Source organism: Sinomonas cyclohexanicum, from assembly GCF_020886775.1.
Classification (GTDB): domain Bacteria; phylum Actinomycetota; class Actinomycetes; order Actinomycetales; family Micrococcaceae; genus Sinomonas; species Sinomonas cyclohexanicum.
Window position 1 is genome coordinate 3,261,311 of the sequence record NZ_AP024525.1, and the last position, 19,702, is coordinate 3,281,012.

Consider the following 19,702-nt stretch of genomic DNA (forward strand, 5'->3'; position numbering starts at 1 on the left):
TTGCTGTGACGGGCGGTCGGCAGAGCCACGGGCTGCGTTGTGGGCCGAGCCCGGTGCTGTGCTGGAGGACTCAGGGGTGTTCGACACGGCTGTGTTCCTTCGGTTAGTTCTGGAGGTCACGGGGTTTAGGGGATCAGGGGGCCTGCAGTGCAGGGGCCGCGGAGAAGAGGCCGGCGGCGTAGGGGCTCACACGCACGACGTCGCCGACCACGATCACTGCCGGATTCGCGACGCCGAGGGCGCGGGCACGGTCCACTATCGTATCGAGGGTCGCGATGGTGACGCGCTGCTCGGGCGTCCACCCGCGCTCCACGATGGCCGCGGGCGTGTCCCCGCCGAGGCCGCGCGAGCGCAGCGTGGCGACGGACTCGGCGAGGCGCCGCACGCCCATGAGCAGGACGATCGTGTGGTCGGGTCGGGCGGGAAGCGCTCCGTCGGCCAGGAGCTCGTCGTGTCCGGTGGCCACCGAGAACCCGGTCGCGAGGCCGCGGTGCGTCACCGGGATGCCGGCGGCGGCGGGCACGGACACCGCGCTTGTCACGCCCGGCACCACCTCGACGTCCACGCCGCGCTCGCGGCAGTACTGCGCCTCCTCGCCGCCACGGCCGAGGACGTACGGGTCGCCGCCCTTGAGGCGCACGACGGCGTTCCCCGCCTTCGCCTCCCGCACGAGGATCGCGTTGATCTCGTCCTGGGTGGCGGTATGCGCGCCGGGGGCCTTGCCGACCTCGATGACGCGCACGCCCTCCCCCAGCTCGGACAGGAGCCCGCGCGGGCCGAGCCGGTCCGCCACGACGACGTCGGCCTCGGCCAGGAGCTGACGCCCGCGCACCGTGATGAGACCGGTGTCGCCGGGGCCGCCGCCCACGAGGGCGACCCGTCCCACAGGGACCGGAGCGGAAGGGAAGGAACCAGCAGGAGCCGGCCGAGCGCCGTCGTGCACCGAATCCACGGAATCACCGGGAGCCGCCTTCCGGTGCCGGCGCAGCGGCAGGCGCCCCGTCCGCAGGGCGAGGACGATCGCGTCCTTGAGCGCCTTGGCGCGGCGCGGGTCGCCGCCGGCGTTGACGGCGACGGTGACGTCGTCGACGCGGGCCACAGCTGGGGTCCACGCGGCTGAGGCCTCGTGGTCCGCGGCATTGACGCACCAGATGCGCCGTTCCTCGGCCTCGGCGGCCGCCCGCGCGTCGACGGCCGGCAGGCCCGTGGCGGTCTGCACGAACCACACGCCGTCCAGATCGCGCGTCTGATAGCCGCGACGCACCCACGCGACGAGTCCGGCCTCGGCGAGGTGCACGACGTCGGGCCCCGCCTCGGGCGCCACGACGGTCACCTTGGCGCCGGCGTCGAGCAGTCCGCGGGCGCGCCGCGCGGCGACGGCGCCGCCGCCGACCACGAGGACGTCCCGCCCGAGCAGGCGCAGCGAGGTGGGGTACAGGTCGATGCCGCTCATCGGGTGCCTCCTGATAGCAGTCCGCGACTCGCGAGGAGCCGCCGTTCGAGGGGTGAGAAGACGGCCAGCTCGATCGCGATGCCGACCGCGAGGATCACGAGGATCGCGCTCATGACCACGCCCATGTCGCTGAGCGTGCGGCCCTGGTCGAGGAGGGATCCAAGCCCGAACCCGAGCGTGCCACCCACCGCGATGATCTCCGCGGCCATGAGGGAGCGCCATGAAAACGCCCACCCCTGCTTGAGCCCGGCCACGTACCCGGGGAGGGCTGCCGGCAGGATGACCCGCAGGGCCAGCTCGCCCCTGGACGCCCCAAGGACCTTCGCGACCGACCGGTACTGCGGCGGGATCTGGTCGATCCCGGCCACGAGCCCGTTGACGATCGAGGGGATCGCGCCCATGAGCACCACGAAGTACACGGTCGCGTCGGTGAGCCCGAACCAGATGATCGCGGCGGGCACCCACGCCACCGAGGGCAGCACCTGCAGCCCCGAGATGAGGGGCCCGAAAGCGCGGCGCAGGGGCCTGACCTGGCCCAGCAGCAGCCCGAGCGGGGTCGCCACCACGACGCTCACGGCGAAGCCGAGCAGGCCGCGGCCCAGCGACGTCAGGACCGCCTCCTGCGCGCGGCCCTCGGCCCACAGGGCTCCGAAGGACGCCGCGACGTCGAGCGGGCCGGGCACGAGGTCGCGGCGCTTGAAGCCCAGGCTCACGTAGAGCTGCCACGCGATGAGGAGCGCGGCGACCGCGGCGAGCGGCAGCAGGACGCGGGTCCAGTCGCGGCTGCGCTTCGTCGTCTCGGACTGGAGGTGGTCGAGGCCGGCCTCGATGGCGGCGAGGTCCGCACCGCTCCCCGCGCCAGGCCCGCGCACGACGGCGGCACTCGCCTCGGGCGCGTCGGTCGCCTGCCCGGGCACGCGGTCCTTCTCGAGTGTGGGGTTACTTGGCATGGCGTGCGATCTCCTCACGCAGGCGGGAGGTGAGCTCGTTCGCGAGGGTGGCGGAAGCGCCGGCGTCGTGCTTCGTCGCCTCGTCCACGGCCCACTCCGCCACGACCCGCCCGGGGCGGGAGGAGAGGAGCAGGACGCGTTGGCCGAGGCGCACGGCCTCTCGGACGTTGTGGGTGACGAAGATGATCGTCCGGCCGGTCTCGCGCCAGATCCGGGTGAGCTCCTCGTGGAGGAGGTCGCGGGTGATCGCGTCGAGGGCGGCGAAGGGCTCGTCCATGAGGAGGACCTGGCGGTCCTGCGAGAGGGCCCGTGCGAGGGCGACGCGCTGGCGCATGCCGCCGGAGAGCTCGTGGGGGCGACGGTCGGCGGCCTCGCCGAGGCGCACGAGTTCGAGGAGCTCGGTGGCCCGGGCGCGGCGCTCGGCCTTGCGGACGCCCCGGAGCCGCAGGGCGAGCTCCACGTTGCCGCGGGCCGTCAGCCACGGGTACAGGGCGGCGTCCTGGAACATGAATGCGGCCCCGTCCGCGGGGACCTCGAGGGCGCCGGCGGTGGGGCGTTCGAGGCCGGCGATGATGTTCAGGAGGGTGGACTTGCCGCAGCCGGACGCGCCGAGGAGCGCCACGAACTCGCCTTGGGCGATGCTCGCGGTCACGCCCTCGAGGACGGGGGCACCGTCGCCGAACCGCTTGCCGAGGTTCTCCAGCAGCACCGTCATCGCGTCTCCTGTCCGAGGCCCGCGGCGCTGGCCGGCGGATGGTCTGCGGCGGCGAGGGCCTCGTTGAGGCCTCGCAGGTCGAAGAGCCCGTGGAGGTCGGCATCCTTGGTGACGCCGGCGGTCACGCCGTCATGCAGGAGCTTCGGGAAGGCCCCCGCGAGAGGGTCGGCGGTGAACGTGATGTTCGCGAGGGACCTCTCGAGGACGTTCGCGGGAAGCTCGGCGCCCGCGGCCGCCTTGAGGCCAGCGTTCACGGCGGCGGCCCGCTCGGCCGGGGAGGCGCGGTTGAGCCAGTCGATCGCCGCAACATGGCCCTTCAGGAGCGCCTGGACTGTCTGTGGGTGGTCGGCGGCGAACTTCTTGTTGACGATCAGCACCGTCGTGGGGAACAGGCCCGGCTTGCCGGTGCCGGTGCCGTCCCACAGCTCCTTCTCGTCCACAAGGACGTGCGCGCCGGCCTGGAGCACGAGGCGGGACGCCCACGGCTCGGGCAGCCAGGCGCCGTCGATCTTGCCGTCGGCGAAGAGCTTGAGGGTCTGGGCATTGTCCGTCGGGTTGACGGTGACGTCGCCGCCGCCGTTGGGGCTGGTCTTGAGGCCCTTCCCTGCGAGATAGGCGCGGAGGGCCACGTCCTGGGTCCCGCCGAGCTGCGGCGTGGCAAGCACGGCACCCTTGAGCTGGTCCGGACTCGTGATGCCGGCCTTCACAACCAGCTGCGCGCCCCCGGCCGCCGCACCCGCGATCACGGCGACCGATTCGCCGTGGCTCTGGACGAACGAGTTGATGGCCGGGTTAGGGCCCACATAGGCGGCGTCGATCGCGCCGGCGTTGAGCGCCTCGATCGCCGCGGGGCCCGCGTTGAACACCTGCGTGGACAGTTCCGGCGTGCCGGCGTCCTTGAGTGCGGTGCCGAGCAGGTCCTCCTGCACGCCGATCAGCGCGGGGGCGTGCGTCACGTTGCCGAAGTAGCCGAGCCGCAGCTGCGGCGCGGGGGTCCCGGCGGCGTCGCTGACGGCGGCGGCCCCCGGCCGCTGGCCTGCGCCGAGGGCGGCAACGAGCGCGGTCCCGGCCCCGAGGAGGAGCACGACGCCGGCCGCGATCCCCAGCGTGCGGCCGCGGCGTCGTCGGGGTGCTGAATCGGCGGTGATGCGGATGGTTCCGGGGGTGCTGGGCGGGCTCTTCGTCCCGGTCGTGCCGGTGCTCTGGCTCATCGGTCAGATCCTTGGTCTCGCTGGTCGTCAGGTCTCGGGATGGGGCCTATCGACGGGCCCGACATCGGGGCATTCGCGCCGCCGTCCGGGTGGTGTTCTGCGAGGTCATGCGTTCAAGCATGCGTTCCAGCCGAGGCTCGACCAAGGCTCCGGTCATGGGCGTTCACGTTGCGTCACGAGGCGTCACACGTGGCCCGAGTGGCTGGCCCGTCAACGACCGGATGCCACGTGGGCACCCTTGACCTCACACCGTTTCGACTTTAACGTTTCAATTCAGAAAGCGGTTTCCCGAGACTCCAACGCTTTCCGGCCTGTCCCCGCCGTCGCCATATCACCGAACTGCTCGGCGGGCAGCAGTCCAGGGAATGTCCTTGATCAGGCAACGATGCCAAAGGAGACACCCGCACATGACCACCCCTATCCGCCGCCGCAGCGTCCTCGGGCTCATGGGACTCGCCGCCGGCGCGGCCGCCCTTCCCCTCAGGTCCGCGACCTCAGCGTCAGCTGCCCCCGGAGAGGAAGTCACTCTCACCGACAACGGGGCCTCGGTGACGCTGGCGAATGGAATCGTCCAGTTCACCATAGTGAAATCCACCGCGGAGATCCGCGACCTTCGCCTCATCGGCAGCACTCAGGGCAACGGCGACATGAACCTGCTCAGCGGTTCGCACGGGCACGGCTACACGACATTCAACTACTCCGGCTCGGCGAGTGCCGCTGGCATGTCAGGCGCCGCATTCCGCGTGGTGAGCCAGTCGGCCGACCGAATCGAGATATCGGTCCTGTCGAACAACCCGGCCAGACTGACCTTCTACTTGGACATCCGCATCGCACTCGAGCGGGGCGCGTCCGGGCTCCATCAGTACTGGATCGCCAAGTACCCCGACACGATGCCGGATGGGCTCTCGTTCGGCCAGCTGCGATACGCCTTCGCCGCCGACGACCCGGCGTTCCGCTGGTTCGTCGTCGACGACGAACGGGGAATCCAGCAGCGGCCAAGCCTCGCCGACGCCGCGCACTGGACCACGCTGCAGGACACGACATACGCGCTTCCAGACGGCTCGATCTGGTCGAAGTACCAGAACTCCTCGAACCTCGAAGGCAACAACCACGTCTTCATGATCTCGAACGGCAAGGTGGGCCTCTCCCTCGTGCAAGCGAGCAAAGAGGCCTTCGGGGGGCCGACCCGGCAAGAACTGACATGCCATGACTACTACAGCGGCATGATCCTGCTGTGGCACCCTCTCACCAGCCACTATGGGGAGCCTGAGGCGACACCGTCCAAGGGGTGGGAGAAGGTCTACGGGCCGTTCTACCTTCACGTCTCCGAGGCCTCGGTCGGCGACGAGACGGCAAATGTCGCCGCTCTCTGGGACGATGCGAAGCGCGCCGCCGCACACGAGGCCGCGGCGTGGCCGTACGCGTGGGTCTCAGATCCGGCGTATGCGGCCGCCGAGCGGTCCACCGTGTCCGGCAAGCTCACCGTCGCCACCCTCGGCGCCGTGGACAACGGCTGGGCCGTGCTCTATCAGCCCGGCCCAGACCGTCAGTACCAGGGCCTGACCCTCGACGGCGACGACTGGCAGTACCTGAATCTGGACTACATCTACTCCGCCGAGATCGGCCCCGACGGCCGCTTCACGATCCCCGCGGTACGCCCGGGTACCTACACGCTTGCGGCCTTCACCAAGGGCGCCATGGGCGAGTACCGGCGCGCAGGGATCACCGTCCGCGCTGGGACATCCGTCGACACCGGCAACCACGTGTGGCATCCGGTCGAGAACGGGCCAACCCTGTGGCAGATCGGCACTCCGGACCGCTCCTCCGAGGAGTTCCATGTCCACGGCGGGCGGGACGGCTTCCGGCGGACCCTGACATGGCTCGAGTACCCTTACGAGTTCCCCAACGGCGTCGACTTCAAGGTCGGGGTCGATGACCCCGCGAAGGGCTGGAACTACTTCCACCCGGCCCTCAGGACACCGGGCACGGATGCTCAGCTCTCCTGGCGCGGCACGACCCCGGACCGCAGCCTCGAGACGTGGACGATCCGATTCGACGCACACCGCTATGCGGGCGGAACGGGGTTTCTCGACATCGCGCTCGCGGCCCAGGTGTTCGCGACCCTGAAGGTGACACTGAACGGCACCGTCATCTCCTCGGCGGACCCCCTTCCCGGGGTGCCCGGCGACAATGCCTCGTACCGTCTTGTCGCGCGGTCCATGTACCGCCAGATTCCGACGATCACCTTCCCCGCTGCGCTCCTGCGCGACGGCGAGAACGTGATCACACTTGCCCCCGCGGGGAGACCCCAGGCGCCGACCTCCGACAATTGGATGCAGCCGATGGCCGGGATCATGTACGACTCGATCAGGCTCCAGGTGAGCGAGGGGGCCGCACGGTAGACACCGCCGTCCCGGGGCCGGCCACCGAACCGGCCGGCCCCGGCACGCGTGTCAGCGGAGATCGAAGCGGTCGAGCTCCATGACCTTGGCCCACGCGGCCGCGAAGTCGTTCACGAACTTCTCCTTCGCGTCCTCGCTCGCATAGACCTCTGACAGCGCGCGCAGCTGCGAGTTGGATCCGAAGACCAGGTCCACCGCGGTGGCGGTCCACTTCAGCTCGCCCGTGGCGGCGTCGCGGATGTCGTACGCGTTCTCCTCCGACTCCGAGGCCTTCCACTGCGTGCCCGGGGAGAGCAGGTTGACGAAGAAGTCGTTCGTCAGGACCCCCGGGCGGTCAGTGAGAACGCCGTGCGCCGAGCCGCCGTTGTTCGCGCCCAGGACGCGCAGGCCTCCCACGAGCGCCGTCATCTCGGGCGCCGTGAGGTCGAGCATGTACGCCTTGTCGACGAGCAGGGCCTCTGCCGGCACCTTCTCGCCCGGCCGCAGGTAGTTGCGGAATCCGTCCGCGCGGGGCTCGAGGTAGCCCACCGACTGCACGTCGGTCTGCTCCTGCGTCGCGTCCGTGCGTCCAGGATGGAACGGGACCGTGACCGGGAAGCCCGCGTCCGCCGCGGCCTTCTCCACCGCTGCGGTGCCGCCGAGGACGATGAGATCCGCGAGAGAGACCTTCTTGCCGCCCGTCTGGGCCGCGTTGAACTTCTCCTGGAGGCCCTCGAGCGCGGTCAGGACGGCGCCGAGCGCCTCCGGCTCGTTGGCCTCCCAACCGCGCTGCGGCTCGAGCCGGATCCGCGCGCCGTTCGCGCCGCCGCGACGGTCCGTCTTGCGGAAGCTGGACGCCGATGCCCACGCCGTACGGATGAGCTGGTCGGCTGCCAGCGTGTCCAGGAGCTGAGCCTTGAGCGAGGCAACGTCGGCCTCGTCGATCAGCTCGTGGTCAACGGCAGGAACCGGGTCCTGCCAGATCTGGGCCTCGGGAACCCACGGGCCGAGCATGTGCGGCCCCACCGGGCCCATGTCGCGGTGGAGGAGCTTGTACCAGGCCTTGCCGAAGGCAAGCGCGAACTCGTCCGGGTTCTCAAGGAAACGGCGCCCGATCTTCTCATAGGTGGGGTCGACGCGCAGCGAGAGGTCCGTGGTGAGCATGGTCGGACGGTGCTTCTTCTGCGGATCGAAGGGGTCCGGGATGATTTCGGGCGCATCCTTGGCGACCCACTGGTGGGCGCCGGCCGGGCTCTTCGTCAGCTCCCACTCGTAGCCGAACAGGATCTCAAGGAAGCGGTTGCTCCACTGGGTCGGCCGGTCGGTCCACGTGACCTCAAGGCCGGAGGTGATGGTATCGGAACCGTGGCCGGTCCCGTAGGTGCTGAGCCAGCCGAGGCCCTGGTTCTCCAGGTTGGCGCCCTCCGGCTCCGGGCCGACGTGGGCGTCCGCGGGTGCCGCGCCGTGCGTCTTGCCGAAGGTGTGCCCGCCCGCGATGAGGGCGAACGTCTCCTCGTCATTCATGGCCATGCGGCCGAAGGTCTCGCGGATGAAGGCCGCGGCCGCAGCCGGGTCAGGGTTGCCCTTCGGGCCCTCGGGGTTGACGTAGATGAGACCCATCTCCGTTGCGCCAACCACGGGCACCATCTCGCTCTGGCTGACATAGCGGTCCTCGGCGAGCCACGTGTCCTCGCTCCCCCAGAAGATCTCCTCGGGCTCCCAGACGTCCTCTCGGCCGAACGCGAAGCCGAAGGTCGTGAAGCCCATGGACTCGAGGGCGACGTTGCCCGCGAGGACGAGCAGATCCGCCCAGGAGATCTTCTGGCCGTACTTCTGCTTCACCGGCCACAGCAGGCGACGCGCCTTGTCCAGATTGGCGTTGTCAGGCCAGCTGTTGAGAGGCGCGAACCGCTGGCTTCCGTCACCGGCGCCGCCCCTGCCGTCGAAGACGCGGTACGTGCCGGCGTCATGCCAGCTCAGGCGGATCATGAGGCCGCCGTAGTGGCCGAAGTCGGCAGGCCACCAGTCCTGCGAGGTCGTCAAGACCTCGGCGATGTCCTGCTTGAGCGCATCGACATCTAGTTTGGCGAACTCCTCCCGGTAGCTGAAGCCGGCCCCGAGCGGGTTGCCCTTGGGGTTCTGGGCGTGGAGCACCGAGATATCGAGCTGGTTCGGCCACCAGTCCGAGTTCTTCCGCGGGCGGTGGGACTTGGGCTGAGGGGTGCCGATGGCCGGGTTCTCGCTCTCGCTCCCGGTCGACGTAGCGCCGTCGTGCATCACGGGGCATCCGCCCTGCTGGATGTCGGTCATGTGATTTTCCTTCCTCCCCCGAGGGCTGGGCCTCGGACACGGACGTCCGGTCGGACTCCGGGCATTCGATCTCGTGGTGACAAGCGCGGCTGCTGGATCGCGGACTGCGGAAGGTGCGGCCCCTGCGCCGAACTGTTCAGGACAGACGCTAGCAGTGTGGGCCGATGGCCGCCTCTTAGGTGAGGATTCTCTTGGGAACCCCTGCTCCGGCGACGTCGACCCCCTCCTCCCGGCTCGGCCCGCGCCGCACGAGCCCCTAGGACATCTGCTTCCACGCTCAGCGGTAGGAGACCGTGACGCTGCCCGAGCCGGTGGTGGCCTGGATGCGGTGGGAACTCGTGGGGTCGTTCGTGACATTGACGTGGCTGCTGCCGGAGCCGGTCCTGACCGCGACGGAGTAGGCGCCCTGCGGGACGCGCACCGTCACGCCGCCGGACCCGGTCTCCGCGGTCACGGAGTCGGCGGGCCTGGCGAGGTCGAGGTCGATGCCCCCGCTCCCCGTGTGGGCCACGACCTGAGAGGACTGGAGTCCGGTGGCGCTGATGCCCCCGGAACCGGTCTCGAGCCGAACGGAGTCCCCGCCGCCGGTGATCGAGATCGAACCGGACCCGGTCTTGGCGTCCGTGGCGCCGAACTGGCCTGCGAGGCGGACGGCCCCCGAGCCTTGGTCGACGGAGACTGCGGTGCCGTCGGGCACGGTCACCACGTAGGCGATCGAGCACCAGTTGAGGAATCCGTCGCATCTGGCGGAGAGGCCCAGGACACCGGACTGGACCGATTCGTCCGGCCTTGGCTGCGAGGAGAACGGGCCCCAGCTGAGCTGGCGCGTCACGTCGACGCGTCCAGCAGCTCCGCCCCCGCGGACCTCTACGCTCCCCGAGCCGCCGTGCACACTGACCTTCGTGATCGAGTCGGTGTAGGTCTGGCTTGTGGTGGCCGAGCGTGGGAGGATGCCGCCGCCCACGGTCAGCGCGAGGAACACCGCGGCGGCGATGAGGATGAGGAAACCGCCCAGGACGACAAGGACCCAGGGCGTGGCCGACCGGCGACGCTGGACGGAAGGGCCTGGAACAGCGCTCACACGGCCACGATAGGCACCCCGCCCAACTGCGGACTACGGGCCGAAGGCCCCAATCTCACGCGCTTCCGGCGCGCCGGTAGATGTTGATCAGGACCCCGGAGGGCAGGGCGCGGGAGGAGGCCAGCCCGAGCTTGGAGAACGGGAAGCCGTCGGCGAAGAGCCTCTTGCCGGTTCCCAGAACGATCGGGTAGACCATGAGGCGGTACTCGTCGACCAGATCATGCTCGGCCAGCGTCTTGACGAGCTGGGTGCTCCCCCACACCCGGATCTCGCCCTCCGTCTCGGCGCGAACCTGGGCGACCGCGGCCGGCACGTCCGGACCAAGGAGCTGAGAGTTCTTCCAGGGGAGCTCTGTCAGCGTCCGGGACGCGACGTACTTCGGGACCCGGTTGTACCGGCGGGTGAGCTCGCCCTGGAAGCCGGGCGCGTCCTCGTCCCAGACGCCCCACGAGCCGGCGAACAGCTCGTAGGTGACTCGGCCCAGCAGGAGCGCCTCGGTCCGTTCTTCCCACTCCGCCACGGGGTTCTCCTCGGGGGGTTCCCCTTCGGCCAAGGCCGACCGGTCGAAGTCCATCTGCCACCCGCCGTACGGGAAGCCTCCCTCGAGATCCTCATCCGAGCCGCCGGGCGCCTGCGCGACCCCGTCCAGCGTGACGAATTCCTGCACCACGATCGCACCCATGGCCGCCAGTCTAGGGACGCACGACGGCGCGCGTCACCACCCGGGGCCGGCGGGCGCCGTCCGCGGTATCGACTCCGCCTCGCTCCGCTCAGCCCGCGCTGGTTGAGCGGTGCCGCGCGATCAGATCCAGTAGCGCTCGTCTTCGGTGTCCCCCGGGTGCGTCCGGACCATGCCGGCGGCGAGGGTGTTGCCGTCCTGCGGGTCGATGACGAGGAACGCTCCCGTCCGGCGGTGCGCCGCGTACGGCTCGAGCGGCAGCGGCGCGGCCAGACGGATCTGGACCTCGCCGATGTCGTTCAGCGCAAGCTCGGACGCGGGGGCAACCTCGAACGAGTCGAGGTCCAGCTTCCCGGTCACCGCCCGCACGAGCCCGCGCACCGTGGACGTCCCGTGCTTGACGAGCACCTTGGCGCCCTCTCGCAGCGGCTTCGACGAGAGCCAGGCCAGGGACCCGTACAGGTCCGCCGTGCTCTCGGGCAGCGTGCCGGCGGCCGCGATGGTGTCGCCGCGGGCCACGTCGAACTCGTCCGCGAGCCGCAGCGCGACGGACAGGGGCGCGGCGGCCTCCTCGAGGGTGCGGCCGGCGACGTCGATCCCCACGACGGTCGTCTCGCGCGCGGCCTGGCCGGGGGTCACGACGGCGACCCGGTCGCCTACACGCACGGTGCCCTCGGTCACCTGCCCGGCGTACGCGCGGTAGTCCCGGAATTCCTCCTCGGACAGCCCCGGCGCGAGCGCGCCCTGCGGCCGGATCACGGTCTGGACGGGGAAGCGAAGAGGCTCCGTGGGAGCAGAACCAGGATCGTCAAGCTCGTCCGTGCTCGGCAGCGACTCGAGCAGTTCGATGAGCGTCGGCCCCGAGTACCACTGAGTGCGGTCCGAGCGGTCCACCACGTTGTCTCCGTCGAGCGCGGACACGGGGACGGCCACGGCGTCCCGCAGGCCGAGCTCGGAAGCCAGCCGCGCGACGTCGTGCGCAATAGCGGTGAACACAGGCTCGGAAAAGTCCACGAGGTCGATCTTGTTCACGGCCACGACCACGTGCGGCACGCGCAGGAGCGCCGCGACGGAGAGGTGGCGGCGGGTCTGCTCGAGCACGCCCTTGCGCGCGTCGATGAGCAGCACCACGGCGTCCGCGGTGGAGGCGCCCGTGACCGTGTTCTTCGTGTACTGCACGTGGCCGGGGCAGTCCGCGAGGATGAAGGTGCGTCGGTCGGTCGCGAAGTAGCGGTACGCGACGTCGATCGTGATGCCCTGCTCCCGCTCGGCGCGCAGGCCGTCCGTGAGCAGCGCGAGGTCCAGGCCCCCGCGCTCCCCTCCGAAGCCGCGGTCAGCGGACGTCCGGGCAACGGCGTCGAGCTGGTCGGCGAGGATCGCCTTCGAGTCGTGGAGGAGGCGGCCCACCAAAGTGGACTTGCCGTCGTCGACCGATCCGGCGGTCGCGAACCGGAATAGCGTTCCCTCTTCGAGGGTGGTGTTCTCGGTGGTCTCAGCGCCCATCAGAAGTACCCGTCCTTCTTGCGGTCTTCCATTGCCGCCTCGGAGATCCTGTCGTCCGCGCGGGTCGCGCCGCGCTCGGTCAGCGTCGACGCGGCCACCTCGCGCACCACGTCCGCCACGGTGAACGCGTCGGAGAGCACCGCGCCGGTGCAGGACATGTCCCCCACCGTCCGGTAGCGCACCGTACGCACGACGACGTCCTCTCCCTCGCGCGGCAGGCTCACCTCCCCCACTGCTCGCCACATGCCGTCCCGGACGAACACGTCGCGGTCGTGGGCGTAGTAGATCGAGGGGAGCTCGATGCCCTCGCGCTCGATGTACCGCCAGATGTCCAGCTCGGTCCAGTTCGAGATGGGGAACGCGCGCACGTGCTGGCCTACGGTGTGGCGGCCGTTGTAGAGGTTCCACAGCTCGGGGCGCTGGTTGCGGGGGTCCCACTGGCCGAACTCGTCGCGGAGGGACAGGATGCGCTCCTTGGCGCGGGCCTTGTCCTCGTCGCGGCGTCCGCCGCCGAACACGGCGTCGAACTTGTTGCGCTCGATCGCGTCCAGGAGCGGCACGGTCTGGAGCGGGTTGCGGGTGCCGTCGGCGCGCTCGGCGAGCTCGCCGCGGTCGATGAACTCCTGCACGGAGCCGACCACGAGCTTGAGCCCAAGCCGCGCCACGGTCCGGTCGCGGAAGTCGAGGACCTCCGGGAAGTTGTGGCCCGTGTCCACGTGCAGGACCGGGAACGGGATGCGCCCGGGCCAGAACGCCTTGGCCGCGAGATGCAGCATCACCACCGAGTCCTTGCCGCCGGAGAACAGCATGGCGGGCCGCTCGAACTCGGCGACGACCTCCCGGATGATGTGGATGGATTCGGCCTCGAGCGCGTCGAGGAGCGCGAGCGAGCCCTTGGGCCGCTCGAGGAGCGCTTCAGCTGTGATGCTCATACGTGGAGTCCGCATTCTGTCTTGTCGGTGCCGGACCAGCGGCCGGCTCGGGGGTCCTCTCCTGGGGCGACGGGGCGCGTGCACGGCGCACAGCCGATGGAGGGGTACCCCTGGGCAAGGAGGGGATTGACGGGCAGGAGGTTGTCCTCGGAGTACTGCACGAGCTGGTCGAAGGACCACGGCGCGACCGGGTTGACCTTGACGAGGCCGTTCTTCTCGTCCCAGACCACGAGCGGCGTATTCGTGCGGGTCGGGGCCTCGTCCCGGCGCACGCCCGTGAACCACAGCTCGTATCCGGCCAGCGACCGCTGGAGCGGCTCGACCTTGCGCAGCGCGCAGCAGCGGCCGGGGTCGCGGGCAAAGAGGTCCTTGCCCTCGGCGCCGTCCTGCTCGGCGACGGTCTGCTTGGGCGTGACGTCGACGATGTTCACGCGGAGGTTCTCGGCAACCTCGTTGCGGGTCGCGTAGGTCTCCGGGAAGTGGTAGCCGGTGTCGAGGAAGAGGACATCGACGCCCGGGAGCTGGTCGGCAACCAAGGCGGGCAGAACGGCGTCGGCCATCGAGCAGGCGACGGCGGTGGCCTCCACCGCGAAGTTCCTCGCCACCCAGCCGATCACCTGCTCGGCGGTCGCGTCCCAGCCGAGTTCCTCGGCACCGGAGTCGGCGAGCGCCTTGAGCTCGGCCTCGGAGCGCTTGGTCACGGTCACTTCAGGGCCTCCTCGTCGGCCGCGAGGGCCCATTCTGCGAATGTCTGGTCCTCGCCCGCGCGGTCGGCGAGGAACCGCCGGGTGACGCGCTCGACGTAGTCGGGCAGGTCCTCGACCGTGACCTTGAGGCCGCGGACGGTGCGGCCGGTGCCCGCCTCCTCGCGCGAGTCGGAGGCGAGGCCACCGCCGAGGTGCACCTGGAAGCCGGGGGTCTGGCCGCCGTCGCCGTCTGGCAGGAGCTGGCCCTTCAGCCCGATGTCCGCCGTCTGGATCCGGGCGCACGAGTTGGGGCAGCCGTTGACATGGAGGGTGAGGGGCCGGAGCAAGGCGTTGGCTGTGCCTGCTCCACTCTCGGGCGCGAATCGCTTCTCGAGCTCCGCGACGGCGGCCGTCGCGGTGTCCTTCGTGTCCACGATGGCGAGCTTGCAGAACTCGATGCCGGTGCACGCGATGGTGGAGCGGCGCCACGGGCTCGGATTGGCGTACAGGCCGAGCTCCTCGAGGCCGGCCACGAGCGAGTCGACGCGGTCCTGCTCGACGTCGAGCACCACGATCTTCTGGTGCGGCGTGGTGCGCAGGCGGGCGGAGCCGTGGGCCTCGATGAGGTCGGCCAGCTTCAGGAGCACCTCGCCGGAGACGCGCCCCACGGTCGGCGTCGCGCCGATGTAGAAACGGCCGTCCTTCTGGGCGTGGACGCCCACGTGGTCGCCCGGCGCCGTGGGCTTCTCGGCGGCGGGGCCGTCGGGGAGCGGCGTCTCGAGGTACTCGGTCTCGAGGATGTGCCGGAACTTCTCGGCGCCCCAGTCGGCCACGAGGTACTTGAGGCGGGCGCGGTTGCGGAGGCGGCGGTAGCCGTAGTCGCGGAAGATGCTCGTGACGCCGACCCAGACCTCGGCCGCGCGGGAGGGCTCCACGAACGCGCCGAGGCGGACGGCGAGGTGCGCCGACGTCGAGAGGCCGCCGCCCACCCACAGGTCGTAGCCCGCGCCGAGCTCCGGGTGCACGACCCCGATGAGCGCGAAATCGTTGATCTCGTGCACGACGTCCTGGGACGGATGGCCCGTGATCGCGGTCTTGTACTTGCGTGGGAGGTTCGCAAATGACTCGTCGCCGATGTAGCGGTCCGCGATCTCGCGGATCTGCGGGGTCGGATCGAGGAGCTCATCCGCCGCGATGCCCGCCACGGGCGAGCCGAGGATCACGCGGGGCACGTCGCCGCACGCCTCGGTGGTGCGCAGGCCGACCGACTCGAGCCGGTGCCAGATCTCGGGCACGTTCTCGATCTCGACCCAGTGCAGCTGGATGTTCTGGCGGTCCGTGATGTCCGCCGTGCCGCGGGCAAAGTCGCGGGAGATGCCGCCGATGACGCGCAGCTGCTCGGTGGTGAGCGCCCCGCCGTCGATGCGGACGCGCAGCATGAAGTAGCGGTCCTCGAGCTCGTGCGGCTCGAGCGTGGCGGTCTTGCCGCCGTCGATCCCCGGCTTGCGCTGCGTGTACAGACCCCACCAGCGGAAGCGGCCGTGGAGATCGGTCGGGTCGATCGAGTCGAAGCCGCCCTTGGAGTAGATCGATTCGATCCGCTCGCGCACGCTGAGGCCGCCGTCCTCCTGCTTCCACACCTCGTTGGAGTTGAGCGGGGCGGTGCCGTCCACCTTCCATTGCCCATTGGGCTTGGCGGCGCGCGGCTTCTTGGCCTCGGTGCGGGGGCGGGTCGCTGTCTCGGTCATGCGTTCGAGGGTACGGACCGCGTGCGGCCCCGCTCCACGTCCCTGCAATGGGGGGTCACCGTACGACGCATTTCGTCGCACTCGGGCCGCCTTCGGGCGAATCTGGGGTCACCCCTTGACGACGGGCCGCCCCTTGACGATGGCGCGCCGCCCTCGCCCCACGACGCGTGCTCCCCAGGTCTGGAAGTCACCTCCTGAAGGCCACGTCCTGGAGGCCACGTGACGTGCCCCCCCCAGAAGCTGAGCCTCAGACGCGGGCCGGAGGCCGGGTCACGCGCCGAAGGACGTCCACGGCCGGGTCGCCCCGTACCGCCGCAGCCACAGGGCCAGCCCCGCGCAGACCAGGTATCCGGCACCCACGGTGAGCCAGCCGGCGTCGTACGATCCGGTCGCGTCGGCGAGCACGCCCATGAGAAGCGGGCCGACCGAGAACCCCGTGTACATCCCCGCGGCGAGCACGCCTGAGGCAACGCCGATCCGGCCCGCCGGGACCACCACGAGGGTGGCCGCATTCGTGATGACGTTCGCGCCCAGCACGGTCGCCCCATGCAGCGCGACGCCGATCCAGATGAGCCACGCCTGGTGCCACACTCCGGCCCCGAGCAGGCACAGCACGCCCACCACCGCGCCCAGCGCGAGCGCGAGCAGCAGCCCCGAAGGCCGTGCGCCGCGGGCCATCCGCCGACCCCACAGGATGCGCGAGGACACCCCGACGATCCCGGACACGCCCGCGGCGGCACCCGCGAGCACGAGCGGGAAGTCCAGTTCCCGCACCGTGTACAGCGGCAGGTACACGTTCGTGGCCTGCATGCCCAGACCCGAGAAGAACGCGAAACCGGCGAACAGCCACACCGAGAACGGCAGCGGTCCGCCGGCCCCGCGCGCCTCGGCTGCCCGCGCAACCGGCTCCTCGGGCGGCACCTGGAGGAACCCGTACGCGAGCAGCCCGAGCGCGATCATTGCCGCGATCCCGAACGCGCCCTGCCACCCCAGCCACAGCGCCGCGGCGGGGAAGAACAGGCCGGAGAACAGCTGGCTCGCCTGCACACCCGACTGCTTCACGCCGATCCACCCGGGCCGCATGTGCGAGGGCACCCGCGTGACGATCACGCGGTTCGTGGTCGGGTTGGAGATCGACTGTGCCGGGCCGGCGAGGATCGTCGCGACGAGCAGCACCCAGAACGCATGCGACAGCGCCGCCACGACGAGCGCCACGGCTGTGCCGCCGAAGATCAGGACGAGCTGGGTGCGGGTCGACGCGCGGTCGCTGAGGCGGCCGAGCGAGAAACTGCTCACGGCCGCCGAGGCGAAGACTGCCCCGGCGAGCAGGCCGAACTGGGACTGGCTCATACCCAGGCTCGCGATGATGAGCGGGCTCGTCGCACTCAGCCCGTAGTTCAGCAGCGGGCCCACGCCCATCGCCGCGGCGAGGACCACAAGCAGGCCGACGCGCGGCTTCGCGGCGGACGTCATCCCTGCGCGAGCGCCGCGTCGAAGCGGTCAAGGGCGATCTGCGCGATCACGGGCGCGGGCAGCAGCGGGGCGGCGACGGCGTCGGCCCCGGCCTTCGCGAGCTGGTCGTGGAAGTAGCCCGGCGCGAGGAGGTAGGAAGCGATGAGGACGCGCACGGCGTCGTCCGCGGGCCCGGCATCTGCCGGCCGGGCCTCCTCGGCGCGCAGCTCCGCGACGGCCTCGGGCACGGTCGGCGACGCGCTCGCGCCGTACCCCGGAAGGACGCGGTTGGGGATGCGGCGGCGGAGCATGTCGGCGACGGCGTCGACGCTGTGCGCGGCCTGCGGATTGGAGGAGCCGGCTGCGGCGAGGACGACGGCGTCGTCCGCTCCCAGCCCCGCCTCGTCCAGGCGCGCGGCGAGCAGGTCCGCGAGCCGCTCATCGGGACCGAGCGGGCCCGCCGCGAGCGTGCCAGGGCGGGAGGCCGCCGCTCGCGCGATGTCCACCTTGACGTGGTACCCCACGCTCAGCAGGAGAGGCACGACGACGGCCCTCGCCCCCGCGGGCAGGCCCGCCACCACGTCGGGCAGCTCGGGGCCGTGGACGTCCACGTAGGCGTCCAGGACGGTAAGCCCAGGCCGGGCGGCTCGGATCTGCTCTATGACGGCCAGGATGGCCGCCCTTCCCTCGGCGTTGCTCGTTCCGTGGGCGCATGCGACGAGGATGTCCTGGGTCATGAGGCGAGCGTACTCGGCGTCCGTTCACGCGGCGGAAACCCCTGCCGGGCCCGCGACTAGGATGAAACCCATGAACGAGATGTTCCTGGAGCGGTTCCGCGCGCTTGTCCCCAAATACCTCGAGGATCCCTGGCAGCCCGCAGACGGCATCTCGGAGGCGGAGCTCGACGCCGCCCTCGAGGAGCATGCGTTCACCATCCCGCAGGCGCTGCGCGAGTTCTACCTCGCGCTCGGCGGCTCGGAGCTCATGGAGGCGTACCACTACTTCTGGGACCCCGAGGAGCTCGAGGTCGACGACGAGGGATTCCTCATGTTCCTCGAGGACGAGGACGAGCAGTTCACGTGGGGCTTCCGCTCCGGCGACCTGCGCGTGCCGGACCCGATCGTGTACCGGAAGAACAACGCCCGGGGCGAGTGGGTCTCGGAGGACGGGACGTTCTCCGAGTTCACGTTCGACATGTTCGAGTGGGTCTTCAGCGAGGACGACGAGGAAGGCGAAGAGGGCTAGGATCCCCGCCAGTCCGGGCCGAAAAGTGATTTACGTCTATCACTGGACTTTTTACAGATCTGTCATATGCTTGTGATGGGTTCACTTCTTAGCCTCCAGTGAATCCGGGTGCGAACGGAAACGGCCCCGGGAATCGGCGTTAGCTGAGTCCCGGGACCACCCCGTTTAACCGCCCCCCGTTGGGGGGTCACTTCCCCGTTGGGGGGTCACTTCCCCGTTGATGGGTCACTTGCCGGCCGGGCCGGGCCTGTGGAGGACAAGTCAGTTTCGCGTGATCCCGCGGAAAACGGCGCGACCTGTGGATAACGATGAGCATGGCACCCCGAACCGTGCCACGATGCCGCCATGACATCACCCACGGCTCTCGAGCTCATGCTCGCCCACCCATTCACCTCCACTGAAGCCCGTCGTCTCGGTCTCGACTTTGCGGACCTCATCCACCAAGATGTGACACGCATCAGCCGCGGGATCTACGTGCCGCGAGAGGGCGAGTCCTCGCTGCTGGACCGCATTCGCGCGCACCTCGCTGTGACTGACGGAGCTTGGGCTTCCCACAGGACCTCCACCGCGATCCACGGACTCTGGCTGCCGGACCAGTCCTCCGACCATTCATTGCTGCACCTGAGCAGGCCGTCGCATGTGCCCCGAGTGAGGCGCAAGGGCGTCATTGGTCATCGAGTCACCGCACTGCCAGGAGAGGTCGTCGAGTTCCTCCCCGGCATACTGGTCAGCTCACCGGCAAGGTCTTGGCTCGAGATGGGCCATGAGCTTGGACCGGTCTCGCTTGTTGCGCTCGGCGATCAGCTCATCCGAAAGCCTCGCCCGGCATTTGAGGCCCGGTCGGAACCGTTCACCACCAAGGATCAACTCGCCGCCCTAGTGCAGCTCCACCCGAAGATGAGGGGCGTAGCCAAGTGCCGTGCAGCTCTCGCCGACATGCGGGTGGGCGCAGACTCCATTCCTGAGACGCTCCTGCGCCTCTGCCTCCTCGCCTGGGGCTTCCCCGAGCCTGACCTCCAGATCATCCTCCGCCCGTCCGGCCCCTTCTCCTTCAGTGCGGACATGGGCTATGCCACCTTCAAGATCGCGATCCAGTACGACGGCGCCCATCACCTCAGCGACGAACAACGCTTACGCGATGCTCGCCGTGACGCCGCATTCCGGAACGCAGGTTGGGCAGTCATCGTCGTGACTGCTGCGGACTTAGAGAACGACTTCGCTCGCGTACGCCACGAGTTGCGGAAGCTTCTCGCCGCGCGCGCCGCTTGATCCCGCGGCCGATGACCCCATCAACCGGGAAGTGACGCCTCAGGGGTGAAGTGACCCCTCAACCGGGAAGTGACGCCTCAGGGGTGA

Annotated in this window: 16 protein-coding genes; 3 read left to right on the top strand and 13 right to left on the bottom strand. The window is 70.1% G+C overall.

Translation table 11 applies throughout. From position 1 onward, the window contains the following. Positions 1-133: 133 nt before the first annotated feature. The 4 genes from cobA to SCMU_RS15515 are packed head-to-tail and all read right to left on the bottom strand — an operon-like array spanning position 134 to position 4,329. Entirely contained in the window at positions 134-1,453 is a 1,320-nt protein-coding gene (gene cobA, locus SCMU_RS15500) for a uroporphyrinogen-III C-methyltransferase (protein ID WP_229230002.1), read from the bottom strand. After that, on the bottom strand, positions 1,450-2,403 hold the full coding sequence (locus tag SCMU_RS15505) for an ABC transporter permease (RefSeq protein ID WP_229230003.1): 954 nt from the start codon (positions 2,401-2,403) through the stop codon (positions 1,450-1,452). The genes cobA and SCMU_RS15505 overlap by 4 nt, the downstream gene beginning before the upstream one ends. Beyond that, positions 2,393-3,118, bottom strand: coding sequence for an ABC transporter ATP-binding protein (locus SCMU_RS15510; RefSeq protein ID WP_229230004.1), 726 nt, complete (start codon positions 3,116-3,118; stop codon positions 2,393-2,395). Before SCMU_RS15510 ends, SCMU_RS15505 begins: the two co-directional genes overlap by 11 nt. Beyond that, a complete protein-coding gene (locus tag SCMU_RS15515) occupies positions 3,115-4,329 on the bottom strand; it encodes an ABC transporter substrate-binding protein (RefSeq protein ID WP_229230005.1) in 1,215 nt (404 codons plus the stop codon). The genes SCMU_RS15510 and SCMU_RS15515 overlap by 4 nt, the downstream gene beginning before the upstream one ends. Before the next feature lie 407 nt (positions 4,330-4,736). Between SCMU_RS15515 and SCMU_RS15520 the strand changes: the two genes are divergently transcribed. Beyond that, the gene (locus tag SCMU_RS15520; protein WP_229230006.1) at positions 4,737-6,731 is read left to right on the top strand and encodes a polysaccharide lyase family protein; all 1,995 of its coding nucleotides are present in this window, start codon (positions 4,737-4,739) and stop codon (positions 6,729-6,731) included. 51 nt (positions 6,732-6,782) lie between these two features. Here the strand turns inward: SCMU_RS15520 and katG are convergent, their stop codons facing one another. The 9 genes from katG to SCMU_RS15565 form a co-directional block, all read right to left on the bottom strand. After that, the gene (gene katG, locus SCMU_RS15525; protein ID WP_229230007.1) at positions 6,783-9,020 is read right to left on the bottom strand and encodes a catalase/peroxidase HPI; all 2,238 of its coding nucleotides are present in this window, start codon (positions 9,018-9,020) and stop codon (positions 6,783-6,785) included. 277 nt (positions 9,021-9,297) lie between these two features. Next, positions 9,298-10,101 carry a DUF4097 family beta strand repeat-containing protein gene (locus SCMU_RS15530; RefSeq protein WP_229230008.1) on the bottom strand — a complete coding sequence of 268 codons (804 nt, stop codon included), beginning with the start codon at positions 10,099-10,101 and terminating at the stop codon, positions 9,298-9,300. A gap of 55 nt (positions 10,102-10,156) precedes the next feature. Beyond that, positions 10,157-10,783 carry a dihydrofolate reductase family protein gene (locus SCMU_RS15535; protein WP_229230009.1) on the bottom strand — a complete coding sequence of 209 codons (627 nt, stop codon included), beginning with the start codon at positions 10,781-10,783 and terminating at the stop codon, positions 10,157-10,159. A 120-nt stretch (positions 10,784-10,903) separates the two neighbouring features. After that, positions 10,904-12,283, bottom strand: a complete 1,380-nt coding sequence (locus SCMU_RS15540; protein WP_229230010.1) for a sulfate adenylyltransferase subunit 1 — start codon at positions 12,281-12,283, stop codon at positions 10,904-10,906. Then, positions 12,283-13,215: a sulfate adenylyltransferase subunit CysD gene (gene cysD / locus SCMU_RS15545; RefSeq protein WP_229230011.1), complete on the bottom strand. Its 933-nt coding sequence runs from the start codon at positions 13,213-13,215 to the stop codon at positions 12,283-12,285. Before cysD ends, SCMU_RS15540 begins: the two co-directional genes overlap by 1 nt. Beyond that, entirely contained in the window at positions 13,212-13,922 is a 711-nt protein-coding gene (locus SCMU_RS15550) for a phosphoadenylyl-sulfate reductase (RefSeq protein WP_443020158.1), read from the bottom strand. Before SCMU_RS15550 ends, cysD begins: the two co-directional genes overlap by 4 nt. Further along, positions 13,919-15,649 (bottom strand): nitrite/sulfite reductase, encoded by a 1,731-nt coding sequence (locus SCMU_RS15555; RefSeq protein ID WP_229230013.1) that lies wholly within the window; start codon positions 15,647-15,649, stop codon positions 13,919-13,921. Before SCMU_RS15555 ends, SCMU_RS15550 begins: the two co-directional genes overlap by 4 nt. 270 nt (positions 15,650-15,919) lie before the next feature. Continuing rightward, a complete protein-coding gene (locus tag SCMU_RS15560) occupies positions 15,920-17,122 on the bottom strand; it encodes an MFS transporter (protein WP_229230014.1) in 1,203 nt (400 codons plus the stop codon). Continuing rightward, positions 17,119-17,838 (bottom strand): sirohydrochlorin chelatase, encoded by a 720-nt coding sequence (locus SCMU_RS15565; protein ID WP_229230015.1) that lies wholly within the window; start codon positions 17,836-17,838, stop codon positions 17,119-17,121. Before SCMU_RS15565 ends, SCMU_RS15560 begins: the two co-directional genes overlap by 4 nt. Positions 17,839-17,908: 70 nt before the next feature. Here SCMU_RS15565 and SCMU_RS15570 point away from each other — a divergent pair, with 70 nt between their 5' ends. Further along, on the top strand, positions 17,909-18,346 hold the full coding sequence (locus tag SCMU_RS15570) for an SMI1/KNR4 family protein (RefSeq protein ID WP_229230016.1): 438 nt from the start codon (positions 17,909-17,911) through the stop codon (positions 18,344-18,346). Between the two features lie 345 nt (positions 18,347-18,691). Beyond that, the gene (locus SCMU_RS15575; RefSeq protein ID WP_229230017.1) at positions 18,692-19,615 is read left to right on the top strand and encodes an endonuclease domain-containing protein; all 924 of its coding nucleotides are present in this window, start codon (positions 18,692-18,694) and stop codon (positions 19,613-19,615) included. The last annotated feature ends 87 nt before the right edge of the window (positions 19,616-19,702 follow it).